Source organism: Pseudomonas sp. 2848 (assembly GCF_003253945.1).
Lineage (GTDB): Bacteria > Pseudomonadota > Gammaproteobacteria > Pseudomonadales > Pseudomonadaceae > Aquipseudomonas.
This window is the reverse complement of record NZ_QKZD01000007.1, coordinates 338,668-361,206: the sequence shown is the minus strand read 5'-3', so window position 1 is coordinate 361,206 and position 22,539 is coordinate 338,668. Positions and strand designations below refer to the sequence as shown.

Below are 22,539 nucleotides of genomic sequence, written 5' to 3'. Positions count from 1 at the left end.
TTGACTTCCCCAAGACACGCAGTAAGATACGCGCAGATTCCGCGATAGCTCAGTCGGTAGAGCAAATGACTGTTAATCATTGGGTCCCTGGTTCGAGTCCAGGTCGCGGAGCCAAACACTGAAAACCTCCAGAGGCGCAAGCACTGGAGGTTTTTTATTGCCTGCGGTTCAGCGCTTTGGCAACGGCTCGGTCACCGGCTTGCCCTCCTCCACCAGGCTCCATACCAGAAGCTTGGCTGGCGCACTTTTGCTGGCATTGCGTGAGACGCTGTGCACCGTCCCCGGGGCCTCGTACCAGAATTCGCCGGCCTTGTAGGTCTTCTCCGGTTCGTCATTGAGCTTGGATGTCACCGCCCCTTCCAGCACATAGGCCATGACCGCACCCGGATGCCAGTGGCCGGGCGATGCCTCGCCAGGGGCATAGCTCACCGTGAGCATCACGGCTTTGTTGCCGGGGGCATTGGTGGGGAGCTGCTCCTGGAGGATTCTGACCTGATCAGGCTTTTCGCCATGGGCCCAGGCCAGGGACAGTGGGGCGAGCAGGCCGAGCGTCAGCAGGGCCGCGGGGAAATGGACAGATCGCATGGGGCTTCTCCTGTAGGGATCTGCCTGCAGGTTAAGCCCGGCGTCACCATGGGCAAACGGCCAATTCACGGAAAAAGCGGGAGGCCGATTGGCCGCCCGCCAGCGGCACTCAAATAAAAATAACACCCCGCAGATACAGCGCCCCCCGCCCACTGATGATCACTCGCCCATTGCCCGGCACATCACACTGCAACTGCCCCTTGCGCGCCCCACCCTGCTCACAGCGCAAGCTGTTTTTGCCCAGCCGCTCAGCCCAATAAGGCGCCAGGGAAGTGTGGGCCGACCCGGTTACCGGATCTTCATTGACGCCCACCCTCGGCCCGAACCACCGCGTGACGAAATCGAACCCACGCCCCGCCGCCGTCACTGCAATCCCCCGCACATCGAATGACGACAACGCCACGAAATCCGGCTTGAGCCCTTCGATCAGCGAAGCATCGTCGATCACCAGCACATAATCGTCCGTCCGATACAACGCCCGGGCCTCGCTCAACCCCAACGCCTCGAGCAACCCCGGCGCAATCTCGACGGCAACCGGCTGCTTGGCCGGGAAATCCATCGCCAGCAGACCATCGGCATTGCGGCTCACCCGCAACTCCCCGCTGCGGGTATTGAAGCGCAGCACCTCGGCCTGCTCCCCCAGTTGCTCGAACAGCACCCAGGCCGCGGCCAATGTCGCATGCCCGCACAGATCGACTTCCACCGCCGGGGTGAACCAGCGCAGGTCGAACGCTTCGCCATTTCGCACGAAGTAAGCCGTTTCGGACAGGTTGTTCTCTTCGGCGATGCGCTGCAGAACGTCGTCGGCCAGCCACTGCTGCAGGGGAATCACCGCCGCAGGGTTGCCGCCGAAAGGCGTGGACGAAAAGGCATCGACCTGGAAGATCTCTAGTTGCATGCAAAGGCTCCTCAAGCCCGGCGCAATGCCGGGCGGACTCGAAAAGGGTTCAACCGAGAACCGGGGTCAACACCGGCTCGCCGGCAAAGAACGCCTGCAGGTTACGCAGCACCAGGGTCACGGTGTCGCGCGCCGCTTCCGGCGACTGCCCGGCCACATGCGGGGTCAGCACCGTGTTGCCCAGCGCCTTCAGCGCAGCGGGCACTGCCGGTTCATCATCGAATACATCCAGCGCGGCGCCCGCGATCACGCCCTGTTCCAACGCTGCGATCAGCGCCGGGGTGTCCACGACGCTGGCGCGGGCGATATTCACCAGATAGCCCTCGGCGCCCAGGGCCGCCAGCACCGGGGCATCGACCAGCTGCCGGGTAGCAGCGCCGCCGGGCGTGGCGACCACCAGGATGTCCACGGCATCGGCCAGGTGCAACGGGCTGTCGTACCAGGTGTACGGTTGGTCCTGGCGGGGCGTGCGGCTGTGGTAGCTGACATTCATGTCGAAGCCCTGGCTCGCACGGCGGGCGATGGCCTGGCCGACCGCGCCCAGGCCGATGATACCCAGGCGCTTGCCGCTGACCGAGGGGCTGATCACCCGGTTCCACTCGCCGCGCCGGGTACTGGCATCGGCACGCGGGATATCGCGCAACAAAGCCAGCAGCAGCGCCATGGCGTGGTCGGCAACGGGACCGGCGTTTGCACCAGCGCCATTGGTAACGGTAATACCGCGCGCTGCGGCGGCCTCGAGGTCGACCTGCTCGTAGCCGGCGCCGATCACGCAGATGATCTGGAGTTGGGTCAACGTGGCAATTTCTTCGGCCGTGAGGCCCAGCGGACCGCGGGTGAGCACGGCGTCGATCTCGCCTGCATGGCGAGCGATGGCGTCGGCGCGCATCTGCGGCGACGGTGCGCGAATCAGCCGGTAGCCGGCCTGTTCCAATAGCGGCAGGTAGTCATCGACGGTTTCCACCAGCACCAGGACTGTCTTGCTCATGCCACCCTCCGGTTGTATGCGAAGAGGGATTATGCCAGCCCACCAGACAATCGCTACTGCGCGAACGCCCTGCCCAGGCCGCCCGGCACGCCACTGCTGTCGGTTTCCTGCCAAGGCCCGCTAGGACTGAGCGACCAGCTCCAGCCATTGTTCCAGCGATAATAGGTGCGCTGACGGTAGAAGGTGTTGGGTTGCTTCTCCAGCACATAGACCCCCAGCTTCGGGTCCCAATGGCTGGCGCCACCGGGCGGCGGCGCGAAGCTGGCAGAAGTGCGTGGCATGGGCTTGGGAATCGCCGCCGGCTTGCTCGGCTGGGTACCCGGCTGGCCACCTGGCAGTGGCTTGACCACCGGCCCCTGGTGCGGTGGCGGCGTGGTCTCGATCGGCGGCAGCGGTTCACGCTCCCCCGGCTGGTGCACCGTACACGCGGAAAGACCCAGGGCCAGGGTGATCAGGGTCAGGCGGACGGTGCTGTTCATGACGGTTACTCTCTTACGGATCGGGGCTGTCGATGGTCAGGTGCTGGGTGGCCTGGGTGGTGGTGGCCAGTGGCGCACTCTGGCCCTTCCACTCGCCGCGGGTCGGCACGCCTGCGCGCGAGACTCGGGCAACCAGTTGGACTTCGGTGAAGTCCGACAGTTTCATCTGCGGCATCATCGCGTCGGCATCCGACAGCTCCACTTCGATCGGCAACTGCGCCACCGTCACCCGCTTGGCCGCCAGCGGCATGGGCGGGCCATTGCTGGCGCGGGCGAAGATGAACACGGTGTCATCCAGGCGCACCTTGTCCTTGAGCGCCGCGCCCAGCTCGACCCGTACTTTCAGGCGCGCAGCCTCGGCGACCTTGCCGCCGCCGGCCTTGAGCCTGTCGGCGGCACGATCGATACCACCCTGCAGCGCGGCACGAGAGGCATCGCCCTCCGGCAATTGCGCCAACAGGCGCTGCCAGTAGTCGATGGCTTCCTGGAAGCGTTCGCCCTCGAATGCAGCGATGCCACGCAGGCCAAGGCTGGTGACTTCCCGTGGGTCCGCTTTCAGCGCTTCATCGGTGAGCGTCTGCAGTTGCGCCGACCACTGTTTGTCGGCGGCGAAGTACAGCGCTTGGGCCCATTGCCCGAGCAGCTCGGGTTGGCGCCCGGCAAGGGCCACGGCACGCTCGAAGGCCTTGGCCGCATCGGCCGGCCGCTGCTCGGCCATGTACGCTCGGCCAAGGAAGTACAGACCCTCCGCCGAGTCCGGCTGGGCCTGCACTGCGCGCTCCAGGCGCGTGGTCATTTCAGTCATCGACTGCGGCGCACTGGCGAACTCCTGGGTCAGCTCGACCTTGTCGGCTGCGCCGAAGTGCAGGTAGAGCCCCAGGGCCATCACCGGCACCAGCACCGCCGCCAGCAGCGGGATGGCCTTGCCCAGGCGGCCCTGGCGCACGGCCTCGTCGCGTTCGGTGTCGGCCAGCAGCTCGCGGGCGGCTTCGTCACGTCCCGTGGCCAGCTGTCGATCATCGAGCACCCCGGCCGCCTGCTGGGCAGCCAGCTCGGCGACCCGCTCCTCGTACAGCGCCACATTGAGTGCGGTACGGTCTTGTTCGGCCTGCTGGCGGCGGTGGCCACGCAGGATCGGCAACAGCAGGAAAGCCAGGGCGGCGAGCAGCAGCAGGCCCGCGCTAAGCCAGAATTCAGTCATGGGTACGTTCTTTATCCAGCAGTTTGGCCAGACGCTCGCGTTCGTCGGCGGACAGTTCGGTGTTGCCGGCCACAGCCTGCCCGCGGCGACGGCGGACGATCACCGCCAACACCACGAAACCACTGGCCAGGAGGATACCCGGGCCGAACCACAGCAACCAGGTGCGCCCGCTGAGCGCCGGCTTGTAGCGCACGAAGTCGCCGTAGCGATCGACCATGAAATCGACGATCTGCTGGTTGTTCTTGCCTTCGCCCAGCATGCGGAAGATCTCGCGGCGCAGGTCGGCGGCGATCGGTGCGTTGGAGTCGGCGATGTCCTGGTTCTGGCACTTGGGGCAGCGCAGTTCCTTGGTCAGTTGCTGGTAGCGCTCGCGCTCGGCTTCGTCGCGGAACTGATAGGTGTCGATGGCGGCCTTGGCCACGCCGGCCAGGCTCAGGCCAAGCACGGCAGCCGTAAACCAGCGCCTCATGGCTTGGCCTCGTCGACCAGGCCCTGGTACAGCGGCGCCAGCTGCTCGCGCCACACCGTGGCATCGACCACACCGACATGCTTGTAGCGGATGATGCCCTTGGCGTCGATCAGGAAGGTTTCCGGCGCGCCGTACACCCCCAGGTCCAGGCCCAGCGTGCCTTGCTGGTCGGCAATGTTCAGCTGGTAAGGGTTGTGGAACTCGGCCAGCCACTTCAGCGCGGCGGCATTGTCGTCCTTGTAGTTGACCCCGTGGATCACCACACCCTGCTCGGCCAGCTGGTTCAGGTACGGGTGCTCGACCTTGCATGACGGGCACCAGGTACCCCACACGTTGACCAGCGCCGGACGCCCGAGCAGGTCGGCCTGGGTCAGGGTGCGGTCATCCTGCACCGTCGCCAGCGAGAACGCCGGGAATGGCTTGCCGATCATTGCCGAAGGCAGTTCGTCGGGCTTGAGGAACAACCCCTTGTAGAGAAAGACCGCCACCAGCAGGAACACCGCCAGTGGCACGACCATGATCCAACGCTTCATGCCGTTGCTCCAGACACGCCCAGGGCCTCACGCACCCGGGTCTTGACCTTGACGCGGTAGCGCCGGTCGAGGGCCGCCAGCAAGCCGCCCAGGCCGGTCAGCAGACCGCCCAGCCAGATCCAGCGGACATAAGGTTTGATATGCACCCGCACCGCCCAGGCGCCGTTTTCCAGCGGCTCGCCCAAGGCGACATACAGGTCTCGGGTGAAACCGGCATCGATGCCGGCCTCGGTCATCATCGACTGCTGCACGGTGTACAGGCGTTTTTCCGGGTGCAGCACGGACACTTCGCGGCCATTGCGCGAGACGCGGATAGTGCCCTTGTCAGAAATGAAGTTCGGCCCTTCAAAGTGTTTGGCGCCCTCGAACAGGAAGTGGTAACCGCCCAGCTCGACGGTCTCGCCCGGCGCCATGCGCAGGTCGCGCTCGGCGCTGTTATTGCTCGACAACACCACGCCCAGGGCACAGACCACCAGCCCCAGGTGCGCCAGGTGCATGCCCCAGTAGCTGCGGTTGAGCCCACCCAGGCCTTTGACCAGGCCCTTGTGACGGGTCTTGTCGAGAATGTCGCGCACGCCGCTCAGGACTACCCAGGCGGCCAGGGCGAACACGCTGAGGGCCGGCCAGTCGAAATCATCGACGATCAGCCCGGCGACCGGCGCGAGCACCGCGCTGCCAACCAGCACCGGGGTCAACATGCCGGCCAGCCACTTGCCGGGGGTATCCTTCCAACGCACCAGCACACCGATACCCAGCACCACCATCAGCAGCGCCATCAGCGGCAGGAACAAGGCGTCGAAGTACGGCGGGCCGACCGACAGCTTGGCCCCGGTCAGGGCATCGAGCACCAGCGGGTACAGCGTGCCGAGCAGGATCATCGACGCCGCCACCACCAGCACCAGGTTGTTGGCCAGCAGCAAGGTTTCACGGGACCACAGCGCAAAGCCCACCTGGCTCTTGACCACCGGGGCGCGCAGGGCGAACAGGGTCAGCGAGCCGCCGACCACGAACAACAGGAAGAACAGGATGAAGATGCCGCGCGAAGGGTCGGCGGCGAACGCGTGCACCGAGGTCAGTACACCGGAACGCACCAGGAATGTACCCAGCAGACTCAGGGAGAACGCGGCGATGGCCAGCAGCACGGTCCAGCTCTTGAACACCCCGCGCTTTTCGGTGACCGCCAGCGAGTGGATCAGCGCCGTGCCCACCAGCCAAGGCATGAACGAGGCGTTTTCGACCGGGTCCCAGAACCACCAGCCGCCCCAGCCCAGTTCGTAGTAGGCCCACCACGAGCCGAGGGTGATGCCGACGCCCAGGAAAGCCCAGGCGACGATAGTCCAGGGCCGCGACCAGCGCGCCCAGGCCGCGTCCAGGCGCCCGCCGAGCAAGGCAGCGATGGCGAAGGCGAAGGCCACCGAGAAGCCCACATAACCCATGTACAGCATCGGTGGGTGGACGATCAGGCCGAAGTCCTGCAGCAGTGGGTTGAGGTCGCGACCGTCGCCCGGTACCTGCGGCAGCAGGCGCTGGAACGGATTGGAAGTGATGATCAGGAAACTCAGGAAGCCCACGCTGATCATGCCCATGACCGCCAGCACCCGGGCCAGCATCACCTGGGGCAGCTGGCGCGAGAAGATCGACACGGCGAAGGTCCAGCCGCCGAGGATCAATGCCCACAGCAGCAGCGAGCCTTCGTGGGCGCCCCAAACGGCACTGAACTTGTAGTACCAAGGCAAGGCGCTGTTGGAGTTGCTGGCCACATAGGCAACCGAGAAGTTATCGGTCATGAAGGCGTGGGTAAGGCAGGCAAAGGCGAAGGCCAGGAAGGCGAACTGCCCCCAGGCAGCCGGCCGCGCCAGGCCCATCCACAGGCTGTCGCCGCGCCAGGCGCCGAGCAGCGGTACGCTGGCCTGCACGGCGGCGAAGCAGATGGCCAGGATCATCGCCAGCTGGCCCAGTTCGGGGATCACCAGGGCCGCGTTCATGGCTTGGCTCCCGCATCACTGGCGGCCTGGCCGCTTTCTTTCAGGGCCTTGGTGACTTCCGGCGGCATGTACTTCTCATCGTGCTTGGCCAAAACCTCATCGGCCACCACCACGCCATCGGCATTGAGCTTGCCAAGGGCGACGATGCCCTGCCCTTCGCGGAACAGGTCAGGGAGGATGCCGCGGTAGGTGATCGGTACCGACTTGCTGTAGTCGGTGACCACGAAACGTACGTCGAGCGAATCGGCCGAGCGCTGCACCGAGCCCTTCTCGACCATGCCGCCGGCGCGGATACGGGTGTCCAGGGGCGCCTCGCCGTTGGCGATCTGCGTCGGGGTATAGAACAGGTTGATGTTCTGCTGCAGCGCACTCAGGGCGAAGCCCACGGCGACGCCGACACCGGCCAGCAGGCCGAGGATGATGAACAGGCGTTTCTTGCGCTGCGGATTCACGGTTTGTTCTCCCGGCGCAGACGACGCGCCTCTTCTTGCAGGTAGCGACGGCGGGCCAGCAGGGGCGCGGCGACATTCAGCGCCAGCACCGCCAAGCAGATGCCGTAGGCCGACCAGACGTACAGGCCATGGTGGCCCATGGCGAGGAAATCACTGAAGGAGGCAAAGCTCATCGTGCCGCCTCCCGGCCAAGCTGGCTCAGCACTTCATCCTTGACCCAACTGGCCCGCGCTTCGCGCTTGAGCACTTCCAGACGCATGCGCAGCAACAGCACGGCGCCGAAGAAGCAATAGAAGCCCAACGCGGTGATCAGCAGCGGCGCCCACATTTCCACCGGCATTGCCGGCTTTTCGGTGAGGGTGAAGGTGGCGCCCTGGTGCAGGGTATTCCACCACTCCACCGAGTACTTGATGATCGGGATGTTGATCACACCGACGATCGCCAGTACCGCACAGGCCTTGGCCGCGCTGTCGCGGTTGCTGATGGCCTGGCCCAGGGCAATGATGCCGAAGTACAGGAACAGCAGGATAAGCATGGAGGTCAGGCGCGCATCCCAGACCCACCAACTGCCCCAGGTGGGCTTGCCCCAGATCGCCCCGGTGACCAGCGCCACCGCGGTCATCCAGGCACCGATGGGCGCCGCGCACTGCAGCGCGACATCGGCCAGTTTCATCTTCCACACCAGCCCCACCACGCCTGCCACGGCGAGCATCACATAGCACGACTGCGCCAGCATGGCGGTCGGCACATGGATATAGATGATGCGGAAGCTGTTGCCCTGCTGGTAGTCCTGGGGGGCAAAGGCCAGGCCCCAGGTGATGCCGACCAGCATTAGCACGATGGCGCAAACGGTCAGCCATGGCAGCATGCGGCCGCTGATGGCATAGAACCATTTGGGGGAACCCAGCTTGTGGAACCACGTCCAGCTTATTTTCATCAGGGTACATCCAGGGTGTTGGCCGGGCTGCAATGCCCGGCACTCGTTATTCGCCGACGCTGATCTTCAGGCCGGCCGCGATCGCAAAGGGTGCCAGTGTCACCGCCAGTGCCGTCAGGCTGGCGAGCCAGAGCAGATGACCGGTGGCGGGCATATTCTGCAACGCCGCCTGCAACGCACCACTGCCCAGGATCAATACAGGGATATACAACGGCAGAATCAGCAACGCCAGCAGCAGGCCGCCGCGCTTGAGACCGACCGTCAGCGCCGCCCCCACCGCGCCCAGCAGGCTCAGCACCGGGGTGCCCAGCAGCAAGGAGGCGAGCAGCACCGGCAGGCAACTGGGCGGCAGGCCCAGCATCAGCGCCAGCAATGGTGCCAACAATACCAGCGCCAACCCGGAAAAGATCCAGTGCGCCAGCACCTTGGCCAGCACCAGCATGGCCAGCGGATGCGGCGAAAGCACCCACTGCTCGAGCGAGCCGTCCTCGAAATCACTGCGAAACAACCCGTCCAGCGACAACAATACCGCCAGCAAGGCCGCGACCCAGACCAGCCCCGGCGACAAGGTTTGCAACAATTGTGTCTCGGGCCCTACCGCCAGCGGGAACAGGGCGACAACGATGGCGAAGAACACCAGCGGGTTGGCCAGTTCCGCCGGGCGGCGGAACAACAGCTGCGCCTCACGGCGCAACAGAAGAAGGAATACACTCATGCTGCCCACTGCCCCAGGTTCAGCTCGCGGTAGCCGGACGGCTTGCGCTCGAGCGTGTGGTGGGTGGTCAGCACCACGGTACCACCGTGCTCGCAGTGCGCTGCAAGGTGCGCTTCCAGTTGCGCCACGCCCTGCTTGTCGAGAGCGGTGAACGGTTCATCGAGGATCCACAGCGGCGGACAGTCCAGGTACAGCCGGGCCAGCGCCACGCGGCGCTGCTGGCCGGCGGACAGCGTATGGCAGGGCACGTCCTCGAAACCGCGCAGGCCGACGGCCTCCAGCGCCTTCCAGATCGCCTCGCGGTTGGCCGGGCGGTGCAATGCGCAGAGCCAGGCAAGGTTCTCTTCAGCGGTGAGCAGGTCCTTGATCCCTGCGGCATGGCCGATCCACAACAGGATGCTGGCCAGGGCATGGCGTTGTGCGGCCAGCGGCTCGCCCCCTAGCAGGATCTGCCCGGCAGTGGGTTGCATGAGCCCTGCCAGCAGGCGCAGCAAGCTGGTCTTGCCGCTGCCGTTGGGGCCGGCGACCTGCAGCATGTCGCCAGGGTGCAGCTCGAAGTGCAGGTGCTCGAACAGCAGCCGCCAGTCGCGCTCGCAGGCCAGGCCCGCAGCTTGGAGGTGAAGGGTCACGGTATCGCCTTATGCAGTCTGTGTCTCAAGTCGCTCCAACCCTTGCCGTTATACTGGCAATGGCGAGCGAGCGGCATTATTGCACGCGCCACCGCGCTGCCAAGAGGGCTGGTTCGACAGGTTGTATACAATCATGACTGAAATCAATAGTCTCAGCACACAAAGCGCGGTAAGCGCCCAAGCGACCCGGGCCGCGATGACCGGCGAACTGCTGCGCCTGCTGCAGGCCCAGCCTGGTCTGCTGCCGCCTGGAGAAACCGCCGAAGCCGAGGTCGTCACCCTGCGCCAGATCGGCCAGGAATTCCAGATGCTGCTGCGGCTCACCCAGGCCAATGGCAACCAGATCCAGGTACTGACCACCGCCAGCCAGCCGATGCCTCCCGGCAGCCTGATCACCGTCAGCCAGACCGAAAGCAGCCGCCTGGCGGTGATGGTGCAGCAGGCCAGTGCCGGCAACATCGCCACCCTGACTCAACTGGATACCCGGCAGCTCCCGGTCGGCACCTTGCTGCAGGCCAAGGTGCTGACCAGCCAGGCACTGCCGCAAAATCCCGGCTCAGCCGTTACCTTCCGCTCGTTGGTGAGCCTGCTCACCAGCAGCCAGGCCGGTGCCACGCTGGCCATCGACAGCCCGCGCAGGCTTCCCGTGGGCAGCCTGCTCAGCGCGCTGGTGCAGGGCGAACAAACACTGCGCTTCGTGCCCCTGAGCGGCCGCCAGGACCAATTGGCCGTTACCCAGCACCTGTCGACCCAGCAAAGCCTCCAGGCCTCATTGCCAGGTGTGCTCAACAGCCTCCAGCAGATCGCCAGCAGCCCCGACATGGCCCCCGAACTGCGCGCCAGTGCCGAGCGCCTGCTCGCCAGCCTGCCTGAAGCGCGGCAACTTGGCGATGCGAAGAGCCTGGCCCAGGCACTGAACAACAGCGGCACGTTCTTCGAATCCAAGCTACTGGGCGGGCTGGCCAGCGGGATCGCGCCCGACCTCAAGGCACAACTGGTCAAGCTGGTGGCCCAGGCGCTGCCCAGCGTGCCCGGCCATCCACCGATGGCCACCGCGCTGGCCACCGGTACCCTCGCCCAGGCCCTGCCTGGCCTGGCGCGCAGCGCCCTGGGCATGCTCGTCCAAATCAGCCCACGACCGCTGCCGAGCGCTTTTCCCCTGCCCTCGCGGCTGCTGCAGAAGCTGGAGAGTGAAGGCGACCTGCAGCAACTGCTGCGCCTGGCCGCCGCGGCGATCTCCCGGCTGCAGAGCCATTCGCTGTCCAGCCTGCAGCAGAGCGGCACGCTCGACAATGGCAACCAGCAAACCACCTGGCAGACCGAGATCCCGGTTCGCCATGGCCAGGAGTTCATTCCCCTGCAAGTGAAGCTGCAACGCGAAGAAACCCCGGAACAACAGGCCGACCGTGAACGCGAACAGGATGATCCAATGAAAGCTTTATGGCGCATTGAGCTGGCTTTCGACCTGTCGCCGCTCGGCCCGCTGCAGGTCCAGGCGCAACTGGCCCAGGGTCGGCTGTCCGGCCAGCTGTGGGCACAGCAGGAACAAACCGCGCGCCTGATCGACAGCCAGTTGGGCGCCTTGCGCGAACGCCTGGTGGCCCGCGGCCTGGACGTCGGCGACCTGGAATGCCACCCCGGCACTCCTCCTCAAGGCCCGCGTACGCGCCTGGAACAACGCTGGGTGGACGAGAACGCATGAGCAGCAAGCAACCGCGCCAGGCCATTGCCCTGAGCTACGATGGCCAGCAGGCTCCAACCCTGAGCGCAAAGGGTGACGACGAACTGGCCGAAGCCATCCTCGCCCTGGCCCGCGAGCACGAAGTACCGATCTACGAGAACGCCGAGCTGGTGCGCCTGCTGGCGCGCCTGGAATTGGGCGAACAGATACCGGAGGCGCTGTACCTGACCATCGCCGAAATCATCGCCTTTGCCTGGCAGCTACGTGGCAAGGTACCGGCGGGGTTCAGCGATGAGCCCAGCGCACCACGGGACGTGACACCGGTAGCCGCGCTATTGCCACCGGGCGGCAACGGGTAATTAGCTACCGCCCCCAGCCTGCAAAAGCCATTCAGCCTTGCCATTCCCACAAATGAGCAAGGTGAGCAACATGTCTACAAGCCGCATCAACGCCGCCGGCGTTCAGTACGTCGTCGACCACCTGAACCACGTACCGCGCCCGGATCTCGAAGCCAGCCGGGCAATCCAGCAATGGCTGGCACAACAGGGCCATGACCTGGCCGCTGAGCAGATCGACGTCGTCACCCTGCACTACCGCCCCGATGGACCGGATCGCTATCTCGCCGCAGTTACCAAGCGCATGAGTTTGCCCCAGGCGGTACTGAGCAACTGGCAAGGTGAAGCCAACAACAACCTGTTCGGCAGCCTGTTTCGCAACCCCTGGGCCGGCACCCTGCCTGATCGTCCGCTACGCCTGGTGGAAACACTGCCAGCCCCCGGCCTCAATCACAACGGTGCCGCCTTCGAGGTGTTCAACGGTTTGTTCCGCCGTACCACGCCACAACGCTATGACACCTCGACTCACCTGCCGATAGCCGCAGAAGCCTTCCAGCGGTTCATAGAAGACCTGGACTTCCATACGCCCTTCAAGGCCCAGTTGGACCGCTACTGGAACGAACATCTGCAAGACCACAGACTTGCTTGCAAGCTCAATTTCATAGCAGCCTGCAATAAGCAGGTTGGCGAAGGTAGCCTCAGCGAGCCGGCCAGGAAGCTCATCTGGCAAGCCGCCGGGTTGATGCCCTGCGGCACGCAGCTGCACAGGAGTACGCTGAACATCTACGGCTACGCTGCTACCGACCTGTTGTATCTGAACGACCCTGCCAGCGACCTGACCGTACTTTACATGCCCGGTAACAGCTCGCCATTGCTGGAGTTCAACAGCAAGGCGCTTATGAAAGACTGGGTCGGCCAGCAGTGCAAGGACCCGGCAAAGCGGCAAGCCTTGAAACAGTACTTCCGCCTGGCCGACTGCCCGCAAGGCCTTGACTTCAGCGGCCTGCAAACGGCCCTAGACGGCCTGGCCGACTACCCGGCCCGCCACTCGCTGCCCCCTGAACACGGCTATTTCAACGATGACGGTACCTGGCCGCCACGCACCTACGTCAACTATCGGCCCGGCAAATACAACCCCAGGCTTGAAGGCGATCTTTTCCTCGCATTGGCCGAGCGCCAGCGCCAACGCAGTTATGACGATGCCGACTTTCTCATCACCCGCGACAGCCAGGTCAGCAAAGCCCGCTGGATCGGCTATCTGACCGCCACACTCAACCTGCTGGCACCGTTTTGTCTCGTGGTGCCGGGCCTTGCTCCCCTGCTGGCCCTGGGCGGTGTCGTACAGTTGAGCCTGGGGCTCGACCAGGCGATCAACGGTCGGACACTGCAAGAGAAGGAAGATGGTCTCGGGAACATCACCTGGGGCCTGTTCAATGCCGTGCCATTGGCAATCGTTGGCGCCCGAGGAGCCAAGGCGCTGTTCGAGTTCAAAAGTGAGGGTTTCGTCTCGCCAACGCGGCTGAACGAGCAGATTGGCTACCCATTCAGCCCGAGTACCCCACCCCGCTTTCCGGAACCTGAAGGTGCGCGCTATTTCCACACACCCGAGTCGATCTCCCCCCTACCGGATGGCGACCAGGCCATCGCCGACTCCGTTGTTCGAGTGCCGCTCTACAACGCCGATCCCGACCATCTCGGGGTGAGCATCGCAGGCTACAACTATCATGTCGTTTATGACGTGGAGCGCGATGTGTTTATTCGTGAGGAGGACCTCAACGAGATAGATCCAGTCGGTTACATAGCCCAGGCCGGAAGAAAGGACCTGGTGCCGGCGCCCACCACCCGCCTAGTCACCAACGCCATGCGCACCCGAAGCCTGCGTGCGCTAGGGGTCGATCTTCCATTGCCGGTGGAAGTGCCCACGCCAGCCGCTGACAGCTACCCCATCCCCAAGACGGTCAATTGCCTCTGGGTAGGCGACAAGGTGATCAACCCTGAACTGCTCACCAACCTGGGCAAGAATGCCGCACGGCTCAAGGACAGTGACTATTCTCTGCGCCTGTTCCTTTCGCATGCCAACCCCGACGTCTATGCCGAAAACCAGTGGCTGCTCGCTGCGCAAGCACCAGGGCTGCAGGTTCTGCCGCTGGAAGAGCAAGCCTTCTTCAGAGTATTTCGCCAGAGCAAGTACTTCGCCCAATATGATGCAGCGCTGGATGGCAATGGCGGTACCGCCACCAACTACGCCTCGGCATCCGACGTGTTGCGCTACCCTATGTTGCATCACGAGGGGGGCTTGTACATGGATGTGGACGACACCCTGCTGGCCCAGGGGGAAAACGAAACCATCGACCATGTTGAGCTGTGCACGCCCCCCAATAGCCTGCTGCTCGCGCCCCCCATGTCCAACGAGAAGATGGGGATGAACTGCCTGTACAACACCAGCCTGATCGGCAGCCATCCCGGCAACCCCATCCTGGAGGCTATTTCTGAAGAAATGCATGCTCGCTTCCAGACAAACCCGGACTTCTACGACAGCAAGCCCAGCCTGGCCGAGGATCCAGCCAACTTCTACCGCTATGCCAACCGCCTCAGCCAAATGACCGGCCCGGCCTTGCTAAGCGATGTGGTCGACCGCCACCTGCCGGCGCTGCGCACCTTGCGCCAGATCGTAAATCTGTACGCCATGCCACGGATCAACGCCTACCAGTTCATCGACATGCAGCGTGGCAAGGACGCCGTGCACACGCTGCTGCCGCTGAACCGCTTCGCCAAGGTCGGTGGTAATCATTCATGGAGCAAATAACCAGTAGCAAGGTGCAGGAAAGTACCTCGCAAGGTCGCTGAGTGGTCTTTTACCGCGAACGGGAGATCGCCAATCATCGTGATTGGGACAAAACCCATGAAAAAACAAGGCGACTTGCGTCGCCCTGTTCATCACTCGCCGCGGTGCAGCTTGCTCATCAACTGCGCCTCGGCCTGGGTCAACCCGCAGGTCTGGGTCAGCTCCTCGACGCTGGCGCCCATCCCCACCAGCTTGGCGGCCTGGGCGAAGGTGACGCTGTGGGGGTCGCGCTGCTCGAGTTGCTGCAGCTTCTCGGGCAGCGGCGCCACCACCGCGCGCAATTCATGGATCGCTTCGCCCATGCGCACGGTGCCGTTCTGGTAGTCGTCCAGGCGTTTGGCGAGGTCCTTGATGCGCTGGTCACGCAGCGCATCGCCCTGGGCCTGCTGGGCGGCCAGCTCGCGCTGGCGCTTGCTGTAGTTGAGGAAGAACCACAGGCTCAGCGCCCACAGCAGCGCCAGGAAGATGACAGCAACCTCGAAGATCAACTCAGATGTTCTCCAGCTCGGACCACTCTTCCTCGGTCATCATCTTGTCCAGCTCGACCAGGATCAGCAGCTCGCCGTTCTTGTTGCACACGCCCTGGATGAACTTGGCCGACTCTTCGTTGCCGACGTTCGGCGCGGTCTCGATCTCCGACTGGCGCAGGTACACCACTTCAGCGACGCTGTCGACGAGGATGCCGACCACCTGCTTGTCCGCCTCGATGATGACGATACGGGTGTTGTCGGTGACTTCGCTCGACATCAGGCCGAAGCGCTGGCGGGTGTCGATCACCGTCACCACGTTGCCGCGCAGGTTGATGATGCCCAGCACATAGCTGGGGGCGCCCGGTACCGGGGCGATCTCGGTGTAGCGCAGTACTTCCTGCACCTGCATGACATTGATGCCGTAGGACTCGTTGTCCAGACGGAAGGTTACCCACTGCAGGATCGGATCTTCGGAACCTTGTGCAGACGACTTTTTCATTCCCCTAGCCCTCAAAATCCGCCATTGGCGGTGTGCTCTGTATTGCCGCGGCAGTAGCGGCGTTGATTCAGTTGTGTTTGGTGTTCATCTGCTTGACCGCGCCACTGGCAATCAGCTCGGCCAGTTCGGCGACGTCGAGCAGCGCGCACATGTGTTCGATCACCGTGCCGGCCAGCCACGGGCGCTGGCCACGCTGGCTGCGCCATTTGATCTCGTTCGGGTCCAGGCGCAGCGAGCGGCTGACCTGGTGCACGGCCAGCCCCCATTCGTAGCCCTGGACCGAAATGACGTATTGCAGGCCCTGGCGGAAATCGTCCCGGTAGCGGTCAGGCATGACCCAGCGGGCAGTATCCAGCACCTTGAGGTTGCCCGCCTGGCAGGTGAGGATGCCAAGGAACCAGTCCGGCTGGCCGAACAGCGGCGTCAGCTCCTGGCCGGCCAGGGTATAGATCGAGCCCAGGCACACCAGCGGTACCGCCAGGGTCAGCCCGGCGACATCGAACAGCAGGCATTCGAATGGCTCGGCGGCCCATTCAGGACGCCCGTCGACCGTCGCCGGAGGTGTTGGCGCGGCAGGCGCCGCCGGCACGTGCAGCTCCACCAGTGGCGTCGCCGGCTCGATGGCCGGGGGCTCGGTCAACAGCGGAATGCTGGCCTCAGCCACCACCTCGCGCTCGACCACCGCCACCACCGGCTCCATGACAGGCGTGGCGGGCGGCAGCACGGTTGGCAGGACCTTGGCCTGCGGTTCGGCGAAAGGCCGGGACGCAGGCGCGGCTGGCATGACCTGGCGCTGAGCATCGCGGGCCTGCTCCTCGCGGACCGCCGCCTCGAACTCATCGCCGGGAGCCTGCTCCACGGGCTGCGCGACGGGCAGATCCCGCTCGGGCGGCAACTCGAACGGCTCGGTGGCTTCCTGCAGCAAACCATCAAGGTAGGACTGCAAGGCCATCTGCGGTTTGCTGGTGATGTGAGGTGCCTGGTTCATCAGGCCACCTGCAGCGCGGAGCGATAGGTAAGCAGATGCTTGAGCAGCGCCCGGTAGGCCACCACGCCTCGGCTCTTGCCATCGAACTGCGAGGGCGTGACACCGTTGCGGCTGGCATCGCGCAGGCGCGTATCCACCGGGATGTAGCCCTGCCAGACTTGATCGCCATAGGTGTCGCGCAACACTTTCAAGGTACCCAGCGAAGCTTGGGTGCGGCGGTCGAACAGGGTCGGCACGATCTGGTACGGCAACGCCTGCTTGCGCGAACGGTTGATCATGCCCAGCGTGCCGACCATGCGCTCCAGGCCCTTGACCGCGAGAAACTCGGTCTGCACCGGGATCACCAACTGCTGGCTGGCGGCCAGGGCGTTGACCATCAGCACGCCCAGCAAGGGGGGGCTGTCGATCAGGGCGAAGTCGAAATCCTGCCACAGCTGCGCCAGACTCTTGGCGATCACCAGGCCCAGGCCACTCTGGCCCGGCGACTGACGCTCGAGCACCGCCAACGCGGTGCTCGACGGCAGCAGCGAGATACGCTCGTCACTGGTGGGTAGCAGCAACTGGCCCGGCAGCCCCTCGGGCACCGTGCCCTTGTGCAGGAACAGGTCGTAGCAGCTGTGCTCCAGCGCATCGGGGTTGTGCCCGAAATAGCTGGTCATCGAGCCGTGCGGGTCGAGGTCGACCACGACCACGCGCTTGCCCGCCTCGGCCAGCAGGCCGGCCAGGGCGATGGTGGTGGTGGTCTTGCCGACGCCACCTTTTTGATTGGCTACTGCCCAGACTCTCATCGTGCGTTGCTTCCTCCCGGTATGGCCGCCTGCCCTGCCGGGAACGGTATGAAGTTCAGTGACGGGGATTTGACGAAATCAGCCCCCGGTCCTCGGTGCTGGCGAGGCTGGTGCACTTTGTGTGCCAGCCCGGCGCATCGCCGCATCCGGGGTGGCGTTGGCGCTGCCGCTGCCGGTCAGGCTGCGACGCACCTCCAGGTTGCGCGAGATCACCAGTACCACGCGACGGTTGCGCGCACGGCCGTCGGCAGTGTCGTTGCTGGCCACCGGCTGGTACTCGCCGTACCCCACCGAGGCCATGCGCGCAGGGCTGACCCCTTCCATGGCCAGCAAGCGAACGATGCTCGCCGCCCGCGCCGACGACAGCTCCCAGTTGGTCGGGTACTGGGCAGTACGGATCGGCAGGTTGTCGGTGAAACCCTCGACGTGCACCGGGTTGGCGAACGGCCTGAGGATCGTCGCCACCTTCTCGATGATTTCGAAGGCGACATCACTGGGCATGGCATCGGCGCTGGCGAACAACAGCGAGGAGTTGAGCTCGATCTCCACCCACAGTTCATTACCGCGAACGGTCATCTGGTTGGACTTGATCAGGTCGCCGAAGGCGTCACGCACATCGTCGGTGATGGTCTTGAGCGGGTCGACGCTGGTCTGCGCCAGGCCCGCGTCGGTTTGCTCGCTGTCCTTGATCAAAGGCTCGGCCGGCTTGACGCTCAGCGGGCGCTCATCGCCGATGGGGATCGGTTTCATGCTGCGCTCGGGGTCGTTGAACACCCCGATCAGCGCCTGGGAGATCTGCTTGTACTTGCCCTCGTTGATCGACGAAATCGAGTACATGACCACGAAGAAGGCGAACAACAGGGTAATGAAGTCGGCATACGAGACCAGCCAACGCTCGTGATTCTCATGCTCTTCGATCTTGCGACGACGGGCCATGGCTTACTCCATGAAGCCTTGCAGCTTCAGCTCGATCGAGCGTGGGTTCTCGCCTTCGGCGATCGACAGCAGGCCTTCGAGCAGCATCTCGCGGTAACGCGACTGGCGCAGGGTGATGGCCTTGAGCTTGTTGGCGACCGGCAACAGGATCAGGTTGGCACTGGCCACGCCATAAATGGTGGCGACAAAGGCCACGGCGATACCGTTGCCCAGCTGCGACGGATCGGCGAGGTTGCCCATCACATGAATCAGGCCCATTACCGCGCCGATGATACCGATGGTCGGTGCGTAGCCGCCCATGCTCTCGAACACCTTGGCGGCCTGGATGTCACGGGACTCCTGGGTCAAAAAGTCGACTTCGAGAATGCTGCGGATGGCTTCCGGCTCGGCGCCGTCGACCAGCAACTGCAAGCCTTTGCGCGCGTAGGGATCGGGCTCGGCGTCGGCCACGCCCTCCAGGCCCAGCAAGCCCTCCTTGCGCGCCGTCAGGCTCCAGTTCACCACCCGGTCGATGCCTCCAGCCAAGTCGACCCGTGGCGGGAAGAAGATCCAGCGAATGATCTGCAGGGCACGCTTGAACGACGACAGCGGCGACTGCAGCAATGCCGCCGCCAGGGTACCGCCCAGCACGATCAGCGCCGCCGGGCCGTTGATCAGCGCACCGACGTGGCCACCCTCCATGAAGTTGCCGCCGACGATGGCGACAAAGGCGAGGATCAGGCCGATCAGGCTCAACACATCCATCAGACGCACGCCTCGACCAGGTGCTTGCCAATCTCGTCCAGGCTGTAGACGGCGTCGGCGAGGTTGGCCTTGACGATGGCCATGGGCATGCCATAGATCACGCAGCTGGCTTCATCCTGCGCCCACACGGTGCTGCCACCCTGCTTGAGCAGGCGTGCGCCTTCGCGGCCATCGGCGCCCATGCCGGTGAGGACCACCGAGAGCACCTTGTCGCCGTAGGACTTGGCGGCGGAGCCGAAGGTGATATCCACGCAGGGCTTGTAGTTCAGGCGTTCGTCGCCCGGCAGGATCTTCACCGTGCCACGGCCGTCGACCATCATCTGCTTGCCACCCGGGGCCAACAGGGCCAGGCCCGGGCGCAGCACGTCGCCGTCCTCGGCCTCCTTGACGCTGATCTTGCACAGTTTGTCCAGGCGCTCGGCGAAGGCCTTGGTGAAGGCAGCCGGCATGTGCTGGATCAGCACGATCGGCGCTGGGAAACCGGCGGGCAGCTGGGTCAGCACCCGCTGCAGCGCCACCGGGCCGCCCGTGGAGGTGCCGATGGCGACCAGTTTGTACGGCTTGCGCTTGGGTGCCGGCGAATGCGTGGCAGCCGGTGCCGCGGCGCGGGCCGGGGCGGCAGTGCGCGCAGGCGCGGTACCGGCGAAGCTGCTGGCTGGGGCATGGCTGCTGGCCGGTGCCGGCACTGCGGCCGGTGCCGGGCTGGAATAGGCACTGAAACGGCGGTTGCTGCGCGAGATGGTGTGGACCTTCTCGCACAGCATCTGCTTGACCTTCTCCGGGTTACGCGAGATGTCTTCGAAATTCTTCGGCAGGTAGTCGACCGCACCGGCATCCAGGGCGTCGAGGGTGACGCGGGCGCCTTCGTGGGTCAGCGAGGAGAACATCAATACCGGCGTCGGGCAGCGCTGCATGATGTGACGCACTGCGGTGATGCCGTCCATCATGGGCATTTCATAGTCCATGGTGATGACATCGGGCTTGAGCGCCAGCGCCTGGTCGATCGCTTCCTTGCCGTTGGTCGCGGTACCCACGACCTGGATCGTCGGGTCGGACGCGAGAATTTCCGAGACACGGCGGCGGAAGAAACCGGAATCATCCACCACCAGGACCTTGACTGCCATAAACACTCCGTTAGGCGGCGCACCCGCCTGGGCGCGCCACCGAAATCAAATACGCCGGGCGGCGTAACGCTTGAGCATGCTCGGGACGTCGAGGATCAGCGCGATACGGCCGTCACCGGTGATGGTCGCACCGGACATGCCCGGGGTTCCCTGCAGCATCTTGCCCAGCGGCTTGATCACCACCTCTTCCTGGCCGACCAACTGGTCGACCACGAAACCGATGCGCTGGGTGCCGACCGAGAGGATCACCACGTGACCTTCGTGCTGCTCCTCGTGCTCGTGGTCCTGGACCAGCCAGCGCTTGAGGTAGAACAGCGGCAGCGCCTTGTCGCGCACGATCACCACTTCCTGGCCATCGACCACGTTGGTGCGCGACAGGTCGAGGTGGAAGATCTCGTTGACGTTGACCAGCGGGAAGGCGAACGCCTGGTTGGCCAGCATCACCATCAGCGTCGGCATGATCGCCAGGGTCAGCGGCACCTTGATGACGATCTTCGAACCCTGGCCCTTGGCCGAGAAGATGTTGATCGAGCCGTTGAGCTGGGAAATCTTGGTCTTCACCACGTCCATGCCGACACCGCGGCCGGACACGTCGGAGATCTCGGTCTTGGTCGAGAAACCCGGGGCGAAGATCAGGTTGTAGCAGTCCGACTCGCTCAGGCGGTCGGCCGCGTCCTTGTCCATCAGGCCCTTTTCCACGGCCTTGGCGCGAAGGATGCTCGGGTCCATGCCCTTACCGTCGTCGGAAATCGACAGCAGGATGTGATCACCTTCCTGCTCGGCGGACAGTACCACCCGGCCCATGCGCGACTTGCCGGAGGCCTCGCGCTCGTCGGGCATCTCGACGCCATGGTCGACGGCGTTGCGCACCAAGTGCACCAACGGGTCGGCCAAAGCCTCGACAAGGTTCTTGTCCAGGTCGGTTTCTTCGCCGACCAGCTCCAGGTTAATCTCTTTCTTGAGCTGACGGGCCAGGTCGCGAACCAGGCGCGGGAAACGCCCGAAGACCTTCTTGATCGGCTGCATGCGCGTCTTCATGACTGCGGTCTGCAGGTCGGCGGTGACCACATCGAGGTTGGACACGGCCTTGGACATGGCCTCGTCGCCGCTGTTGAGCCCCAGGCGCACCAGGCGATTACGCACCAGCACCAGCTCGCCGACCATGTTCATGATCTCGTCCAGGCGCGCGGTGTCGACCCGTACGGTGGTCTCCGCCTCGCTGGCGCCATGCTTGTCGGCGGCAGGCGCTGGCGCGCGGGCCGGAGCGGCAGGCTTGGCAGCGGCTGGCGCGGGAGCAGGCGCAGGCTTGGCAACCGGCTTGGCTTCGGCCTTGGCTGCGACAGGCGCGGCGACGGCGGCAGGCGCCTCGGCAACAACCGCCTCGCCAGAGAACTTGCCCTTGCCGTGCAACTGGTCGAGCAGCGCCTCGAATTCGTGTTCGGTGATGCTCTCGTCAGTCGCCGCTGGTGCCGCACTGGCTACAGGCGCAGCAACGCCAGGCAATGCGTCGACGGCGAAGGTGCCCTTGCCGTGCAACTGATCGAGCAGCGACTCGAACTCGTCGTCGGTGATCTCATCACTGGCAGGGGCAACGGCCGCTGGCTCACTGGCAGCGGTATCGGGTGAAAACTGGCCTTTGCCGTGCAGCTGGTCGAGCAACGACTCGAATTCGGCGTCGGTAATCTCGTCACCACCCGCGCTGACCTGTTCACCCTGCAGTTGCTCGTGAACCTCGGCTTCGGCCTTGACTGCATCGAGCGAGTCGAGCAGTTGCTCGAACTCGGTGTCGGTGATGTCGGGCTCGGCAGCCGGCGCTTCGGCGACAACGGCCACCTCGACCGGAGCCGGCTCTTCGGCGCCAGCGGGCTCGGCCAGGCGCGACAGCGCCGCCAGCAGCTCGCGGGTGGCCGGCGTGACGTCGGTGCGCTCACGTACCTGGCCGAACATGCTGTTGACCGTGTCGAGTGCTTCGAGCACCACGTCCATCAGCTCCGCGTCGACCCGGCGCTCACCTTTGCGCAGGATGTCGAACACGTTCTCGGCAATGTGGCAGCACTCCACCAACTCATTGAGCTGAAGGAAGCCGGCGCCCCCTTTTACAGTGTGGAAACCGCGGAAAATCGCGTTGAGCAGGTCCGCATCATCGGGCCGGCTTTCCAGCTCGACCAATTGCTCGGACAGTTGCTCGAGGATTTCGCCGGCTTCTACCAGGAAATCCTGAAGGATTTCTTCATCGGCGCCGAAGCTCATTAAACGTG

24 protein-coding genes and 1 tRNA gene are annotated in these 22,539 nt (G+C 64.6%); 4 read left to right on the top strand and 21 right to left on the bottom strand.

Going from position 1 to position 22,539, the window contains the following annotated elements:
* The first annotated feature begins 38 nt into the window (after nucleotides 1-38).
* Nucleotides 39-114, top strand: a tRNA-Asn gene (locus tag DFS21_RS16525).
* Between the two features lie 54 nt (nucleotides 115-168).
* Here DFS21_RS16525 and DFS21_RS16520 read toward each other — a convergent pair.
* The 13 genes from DFS21_RS16520 to ccmA all read right to left on the bottom strand — a co-directional run bounded on the left by DFS21_RS16520 (nucleotide 169) and on the right by ccmA (nucleotide 9,871).
* Nucleotides 169-585: a cupin domain-containing protein gene (locus tag DFS21_RS16520; protein WP_110704134.1), complete on the bottom strand. Its 417-nt coding sequence runs from the start codon at nucleotides 583-585 to the stop codon at nucleotides 169-171.
* A 109-nt stretch (nucleotides 586-694) separates the two neighbouring features.
* Nucleotides 695-1,483: a PhzF family phenazine biosynthesis protein gene (locus DFS21_RS16515; protein ID WP_111532663.1), complete on the bottom strand. Its 789-nt coding sequence runs from the start codon at nucleotides 1,481-1,483 to the stop codon at nucleotides 695-697.
* Between the two features lie 49 nt (nucleotides 1,484-1,532).
* On the bottom strand, nucleotides 1,533-2,471 hold the full coding sequence (locus DFS21_RS16510; protein WP_111532662.1) for a 2-hydroxyacid dehydrogenase: 939 nt from the start codon (nucleotides 2,469-2,471) through the stop codon (nucleotides 1,533-1,535).
* Between the two features lie 53 nt (nucleotides 2,472-2,524).
* Nucleotides 2,525-2,950, bottom strand: coding sequence for a hypothetical protein (locus DFS21_RS16505; RefSeq protein WP_038706546.1), 426 nt, complete (start codon nucleotides 2,948-2,950; stop codon nucleotides 2,525-2,527).
* 13 nt (nucleotides 2,951-2,963) lie between these two features.
* Complete coding sequence (gene ccmI, locus DFS21_RS16500) at nucleotides 2,964-4,151, bottom strand: c-type cytochrome biogenesis protein CcmI (protein WP_110704130.1); 1,188 nt, start codon at nucleotides 4,149-4,151, stop codon at nucleotides 2,964-2,966.
* Nucleotides 4,144-4,620: a cytochrome c-type biogenesis protein gene (locus tag DFS21_RS16495; protein WP_110704128.1), complete on the bottom strand. Its 477-nt coding sequence runs from the start codon at nucleotides 4,618-4,620 to the stop codon at nucleotides 4,144-4,146. Before DFS21_RS16495 ends, ccmI begins: the two co-directional genes overlap by 8 nt.
* Nucleotides 4,617-5,153, bottom strand: coding sequence for a DsbE family thiol:disulfide interchange protein (locus DFS21_RS16490; protein ID WP_110704126.1), 537 nt, complete (start codon nucleotides 5,151-5,153; stop codon nucleotides 4,617-4,619). Before DFS21_RS16490 ends, DFS21_RS16495 begins: the two co-directional genes overlap by 4 nt.
* Nucleotides 5,150-7,123 carry a heme lyase CcmF/NrfE family subunit gene (locus DFS21_RS16485; RefSeq protein WP_178082034.1) on the bottom strand — a complete coding sequence of 658 codons (1,974 nt, stop codon included), beginning with the start codon at nucleotides 7,121-7,123 and terminating at the stop codon, nucleotides 5,150-5,152. The genes DFS21_RS16490 and DFS21_RS16485 overlap by 4 nt, the downstream gene beginning before the upstream one ends.
* 11 nt (nucleotides 7,124-7,134) lie before the next feature.
* Nucleotides 7,135-7,590, bottom strand: coding sequence for a cytochrome c maturation protein CcmE (gene ccmE / locus DFS21_RS16480; protein WP_023632021.1), 456 nt, complete (start codon nucleotides 7,588-7,590; stop codon nucleotides 7,135-7,137).
* A complete protein-coding gene (gene ccmD, locus DFS21_RS16475) occupies nucleotides 7,587-7,763 on the bottom strand; it encodes a heme exporter protein CcmD (RefSeq protein ID WP_046854700.1) in 177 nt (58 codons plus the stop codon). The genes ccmE and ccmD overlap by 4 nt, the downstream gene beginning before the upstream one ends.
* Nucleotides 7,760-8,527 (bottom strand): heme ABC transporter permease, encoded by a 768-nt coding sequence (locus DFS21_RS16470; protein WP_102685090.1) that lies wholly within the window; start codon nucleotides 8,525-8,527, stop codon nucleotides 7,760-7,762. Before DFS21_RS16470 ends, ccmD begins: the two co-directional genes overlap by 4 nt.
* Nucleotides 8,528-8,573: 46 nt before the next feature.
* Complete coding sequence (gene ccmB / locus DFS21_RS16465; protein WP_111532677.1) at nucleotides 8,574-9,242, bottom strand: heme exporter protein CcmB; 669 nt, start codon at nucleotides 9,240-9,242, stop codon at nucleotides 8,574-8,576.
* Nucleotides 9,239-9,871 (bottom strand): cytochrome c biogenesis heme-transporting ATPase CcmA, encoded by a 633-nt coding sequence (gene ccmA, locus DFS21_RS16460; RefSeq protein WP_110704122.1) that lies wholly within the window; start codon nucleotides 9,869-9,871, stop codon nucleotides 9,239-9,241. Before ccmA ends, ccmB begins: the two co-directional genes overlap by 4 nt.
* A gap of 133 nt (nucleotides 9,872-10,004) precedes the next feature.
* Between ccmA and DFS21_RS16455 the strand changes: the two genes are divergently transcribed.
* The 3 genes from DFS21_RS16455 (at nucleotide 10,005) to DFS21_RS16445 (ending at nucleotide 14,693) form a co-directional block, all read left to right on the top strand.
* Complete coding sequence (locus DFS21_RS16455; protein WP_110704120.1) at nucleotides 10,005-11,573, top strand: flagellar hook-length control protein FliK; 1,569 nt, start codon at nucleotides 10,005-10,007, stop codon at nucleotides 11,571-11,573.
* On the top strand, nucleotides 11,570-11,911 hold the full coding sequence (locus tag DFS21_RS16450; RefSeq protein WP_110704118.1) for an EscU/YscU/HrcU family type III secretion system export apparatus switch protein: 342 nt from the start codon (nucleotides 11,570-11,572) through the stop codon (nucleotides 11,909-11,911). The genes DFS21_RS16455 and DFS21_RS16450 overlap by 4 nt, the downstream gene beginning before the upstream one ends.
* 70 nt (nucleotides 11,912-11,981) lie before the next feature.
* On the top strand, nucleotides 11,982-14,693 hold the full coding sequence (locus DFS21_RS16445; protein WP_111532661.1) for a dermonecrotic toxin domain-containing protein: 2,712 nt from the start codon (nucleotides 11,982-11,984) through the stop codon (nucleotides 14,691-14,693).
* Between the two features lie 131 nt (nucleotides 14,694-14,824).
* Here the strand turns inward: DFS21_RS16445 and DFS21_RS16440 are convergent, their stop codons facing one another.
* From DFS21_RS16440 to DFS21_RS16405, 8 genes are all read right to left on the bottom strand, one after another.
* Complete coding sequence (locus DFS21_RS16440; RefSeq protein WP_110704114.1) at nucleotides 14,825-15,220, bottom strand: DUF2802 domain-containing protein; 396 nt, start codon at nucleotides 15,218-15,220, stop codon at nucleotides 14,825-14,827.
* A 1-nt stretch (nucleotide 15,221) separates the two neighbouring features.
* Nucleotides 15,222-15,701 (bottom strand): chemotaxis protein CheW, encoded by a 480-nt coding sequence (locus DFS21_RS16435; protein WP_023630607.1) that lies wholly within the window; start codon nucleotides 15,699-15,701, stop codon nucleotides 15,222-15,224.
* 67 nt (nucleotides 15,702-15,768) lie between these two features.
* A complete protein-coding gene (locus DFS21_RS16430) occupies nucleotides 15,769-16,689 on the bottom strand; it encodes a CheW domain-containing protein (RefSeq protein ID WP_110704112.1) in 921 nt (306 codons plus the stop codon).
* Complete coding sequence (locus DFS21_RS16425) at nucleotides 16,689-17,477, bottom strand: ParA family protein (protein ID WP_046854695.1); 789 nt, start codon at nucleotides 17,475-17,477, stop codon at nucleotides 16,689-16,691. The genes DFS21_RS16430 and DFS21_RS16425 overlap by 1 nt, the downstream gene beginning before the upstream one ends.
* A gap of 78 nt (nucleotides 17,478-17,555) precedes the next feature.
* Nucleotides 17,556-18,413 carry a flagellar motor protein MotD gene (motD, locus tag DFS21_RS16420; RefSeq protein ID WP_111532660.1) on the bottom strand — a complete coding sequence of 286 codons (858 nt, stop codon included), beginning with the start codon at nucleotides 18,411-18,413 and terminating at the stop codon, nucleotides 17,556-17,558.
* Nucleotides 18,414-18,416: 3 nt separating this feature from the next.
* A complete protein-coding gene (locus tag DFS21_RS16415) occupies nucleotides 18,417-19,157 on the bottom strand; it encodes a flagellar motor protein (RefSeq protein WP_023631606.1) in 741 nt (246 codons plus the stop codon).
* Nucleotides 19,157-20,281, bottom strand: a complete 1,125-nt coding sequence (locus DFS21_RS16410) for a chemotaxis response regulator protein-glutamate methylesterase (protein ID WP_110704107.1) — start codon at nucleotides 20,279-20,281, stop codon at nucleotides 19,157-19,159. Before DFS21_RS16410 ends, DFS21_RS16415 begins: the two co-directional genes overlap by 1 nt.
* Before the next feature lie 45 nt (nucleotides 20,282-20,326).
* Nucleotides 20,327-22,531, bottom strand: a complete 2,205-nt coding sequence (locus DFS21_RS16405; protein ID WP_110704105.1) for a chemotaxis protein CheA — start codon at nucleotides 22,529-22,531, stop codon at nucleotides 20,327-20,329.
* Between the last annotated feature and the right edge of the window lie 8 nt (nucleotides 22,532-22,539).

Coding starts and splice junctions, on each gene's coding strand:
- DFS21_RS16445 (WP_111532661.1), top strand. CDS start 11,982: ATGTCTACAAGCCGCATCAACGCCGCCGGCGTTCAGTACGTCGTCGAC.
- DFS21_RS16410 (WP_110704107.1), bottom strand. CDS start 20,281: ATGGCAGTCAAGGTCCTGGTGGTGGATGATTCCGGTTTCTTCCGCCGC.
- DFS21_RS16405 (WP_110704105.1), bottom strand. CDS start 22,531: ATGAGCTTCGGCGCCGATGAAGAAATCCTTCAGGATTTCCTGGTAGAA.
- DFS21_RS16415 (WP_023631606.1), bottom strand. CDS start 19,157: ATGGATGTGTTGAGCCTGATCGGCCTGATCCTCGCCTTTGTCGCCATC.
- DFS21_RS16520 (WP_110704134.1), bottom strand. CDS start 585: ATGCGATCTGTCCATTTCCCCGCGGCCCTGCTGACGCTCGGCCTGCTC.
- DFS21_RS16515 (WP_111532663.1), bottom strand. CDS start 1,483: ATGCAACTAGAGATCTTCCAGGTCGATGCCTTTTCGTCCACGCCTTTC.
- DFS21_RS16495 (WP_110704128.1), bottom strand. CDS start 4,620: ATGAGGCGCTGGTTTACGGCTGCCGTGCTTGGCCTGAGCCTGGCCGGC.
- DFS21_RS16510 (WP_111532662.1), bottom strand. CDS start 2,471: ATGAGCAAGACAGTCCTGGTGCTGGTGGAAACCGTCGATGACTACCTG.
- DFS21_RS16435 (WP_023630607.1), bottom strand. CDS start 15,701: ATGAAAAAGTCGTCTGCACAAGGTTCCGAAGATCCGATCCTGCAGTGG.
- DFS21_RS16430 (WP_110704112.1), bottom strand. CDS start 16,689: ATGAACCAGGCACCTCACATCACCAGCAAACCGCAGATGGCCTTGCAG.
- DFS21_RS16425 (WP_046854695.1), bottom strand. CDS start 17,477: ATGAGAGTCTGGGCAGTAGCCAATCAAAAAGGTGGCGTCGGCAAGACC.
- ccmI (WP_110704130.1), bottom strand. CDS start 4,151: ATGACTGAATTCTGGCTTAGCGCGGGCCTGCTGCTGCTCGCCGCCCTG.
- DFS21_RS16470 (WP_102685090.1), bottom strand. CDS start 8,527: ATGAAAATAAGCTGGACGTGGTTCCACAAGCTGGGTTCCCCCAAATGG.
- DFS21_RS16490 (WP_110704126.1), bottom strand. CDS start 5,153: ATGAAGCGTTGGATCATGGTCGTGCCACTGGCGGTGTTCCTGCTGGTG.
- DFS21_RS16505 (WP_038706546.1), bottom strand. CDS start 2,950: ATGAACAGCACCGTCCGCCTGACCCTGATCACCCTGGCCCTGGGTCTT.
- DFS21_RS16455 (WP_110704120.1), top strand. CDS start 10,005: ATGACTGAAATCAATAGTCTCAGCACACAAAGCGCGGTAAGCGCCCAA.
- ccmB (WP_111532677.1), bottom strand. CDS start 9,242: ATGAGTGTATTCCTTCTTCTGTTGCGCCGTGAGGCGCAGCTGTTGTTC.
- motD (WP_111532660.1), bottom strand. CDS start 18,413: ATGGCCCGTCGTCGCAAGATCGAAGAGCATGAGAATCACGAGCGTTGG.
- DFS21_RS16450 (WP_110704118.1), top strand. CDS start 11,570: ATGAGCAGCAAGCAACCGCGCCAGGCCATTGCCCTGAGCTACGATGGC.
- ccmD (WP_046854700.1), bottom strand. CDS start 7,763: ATGAGCTTTGCCTCCTTCAGTGATTTCCTCGCCATGGGCCACCATGGC.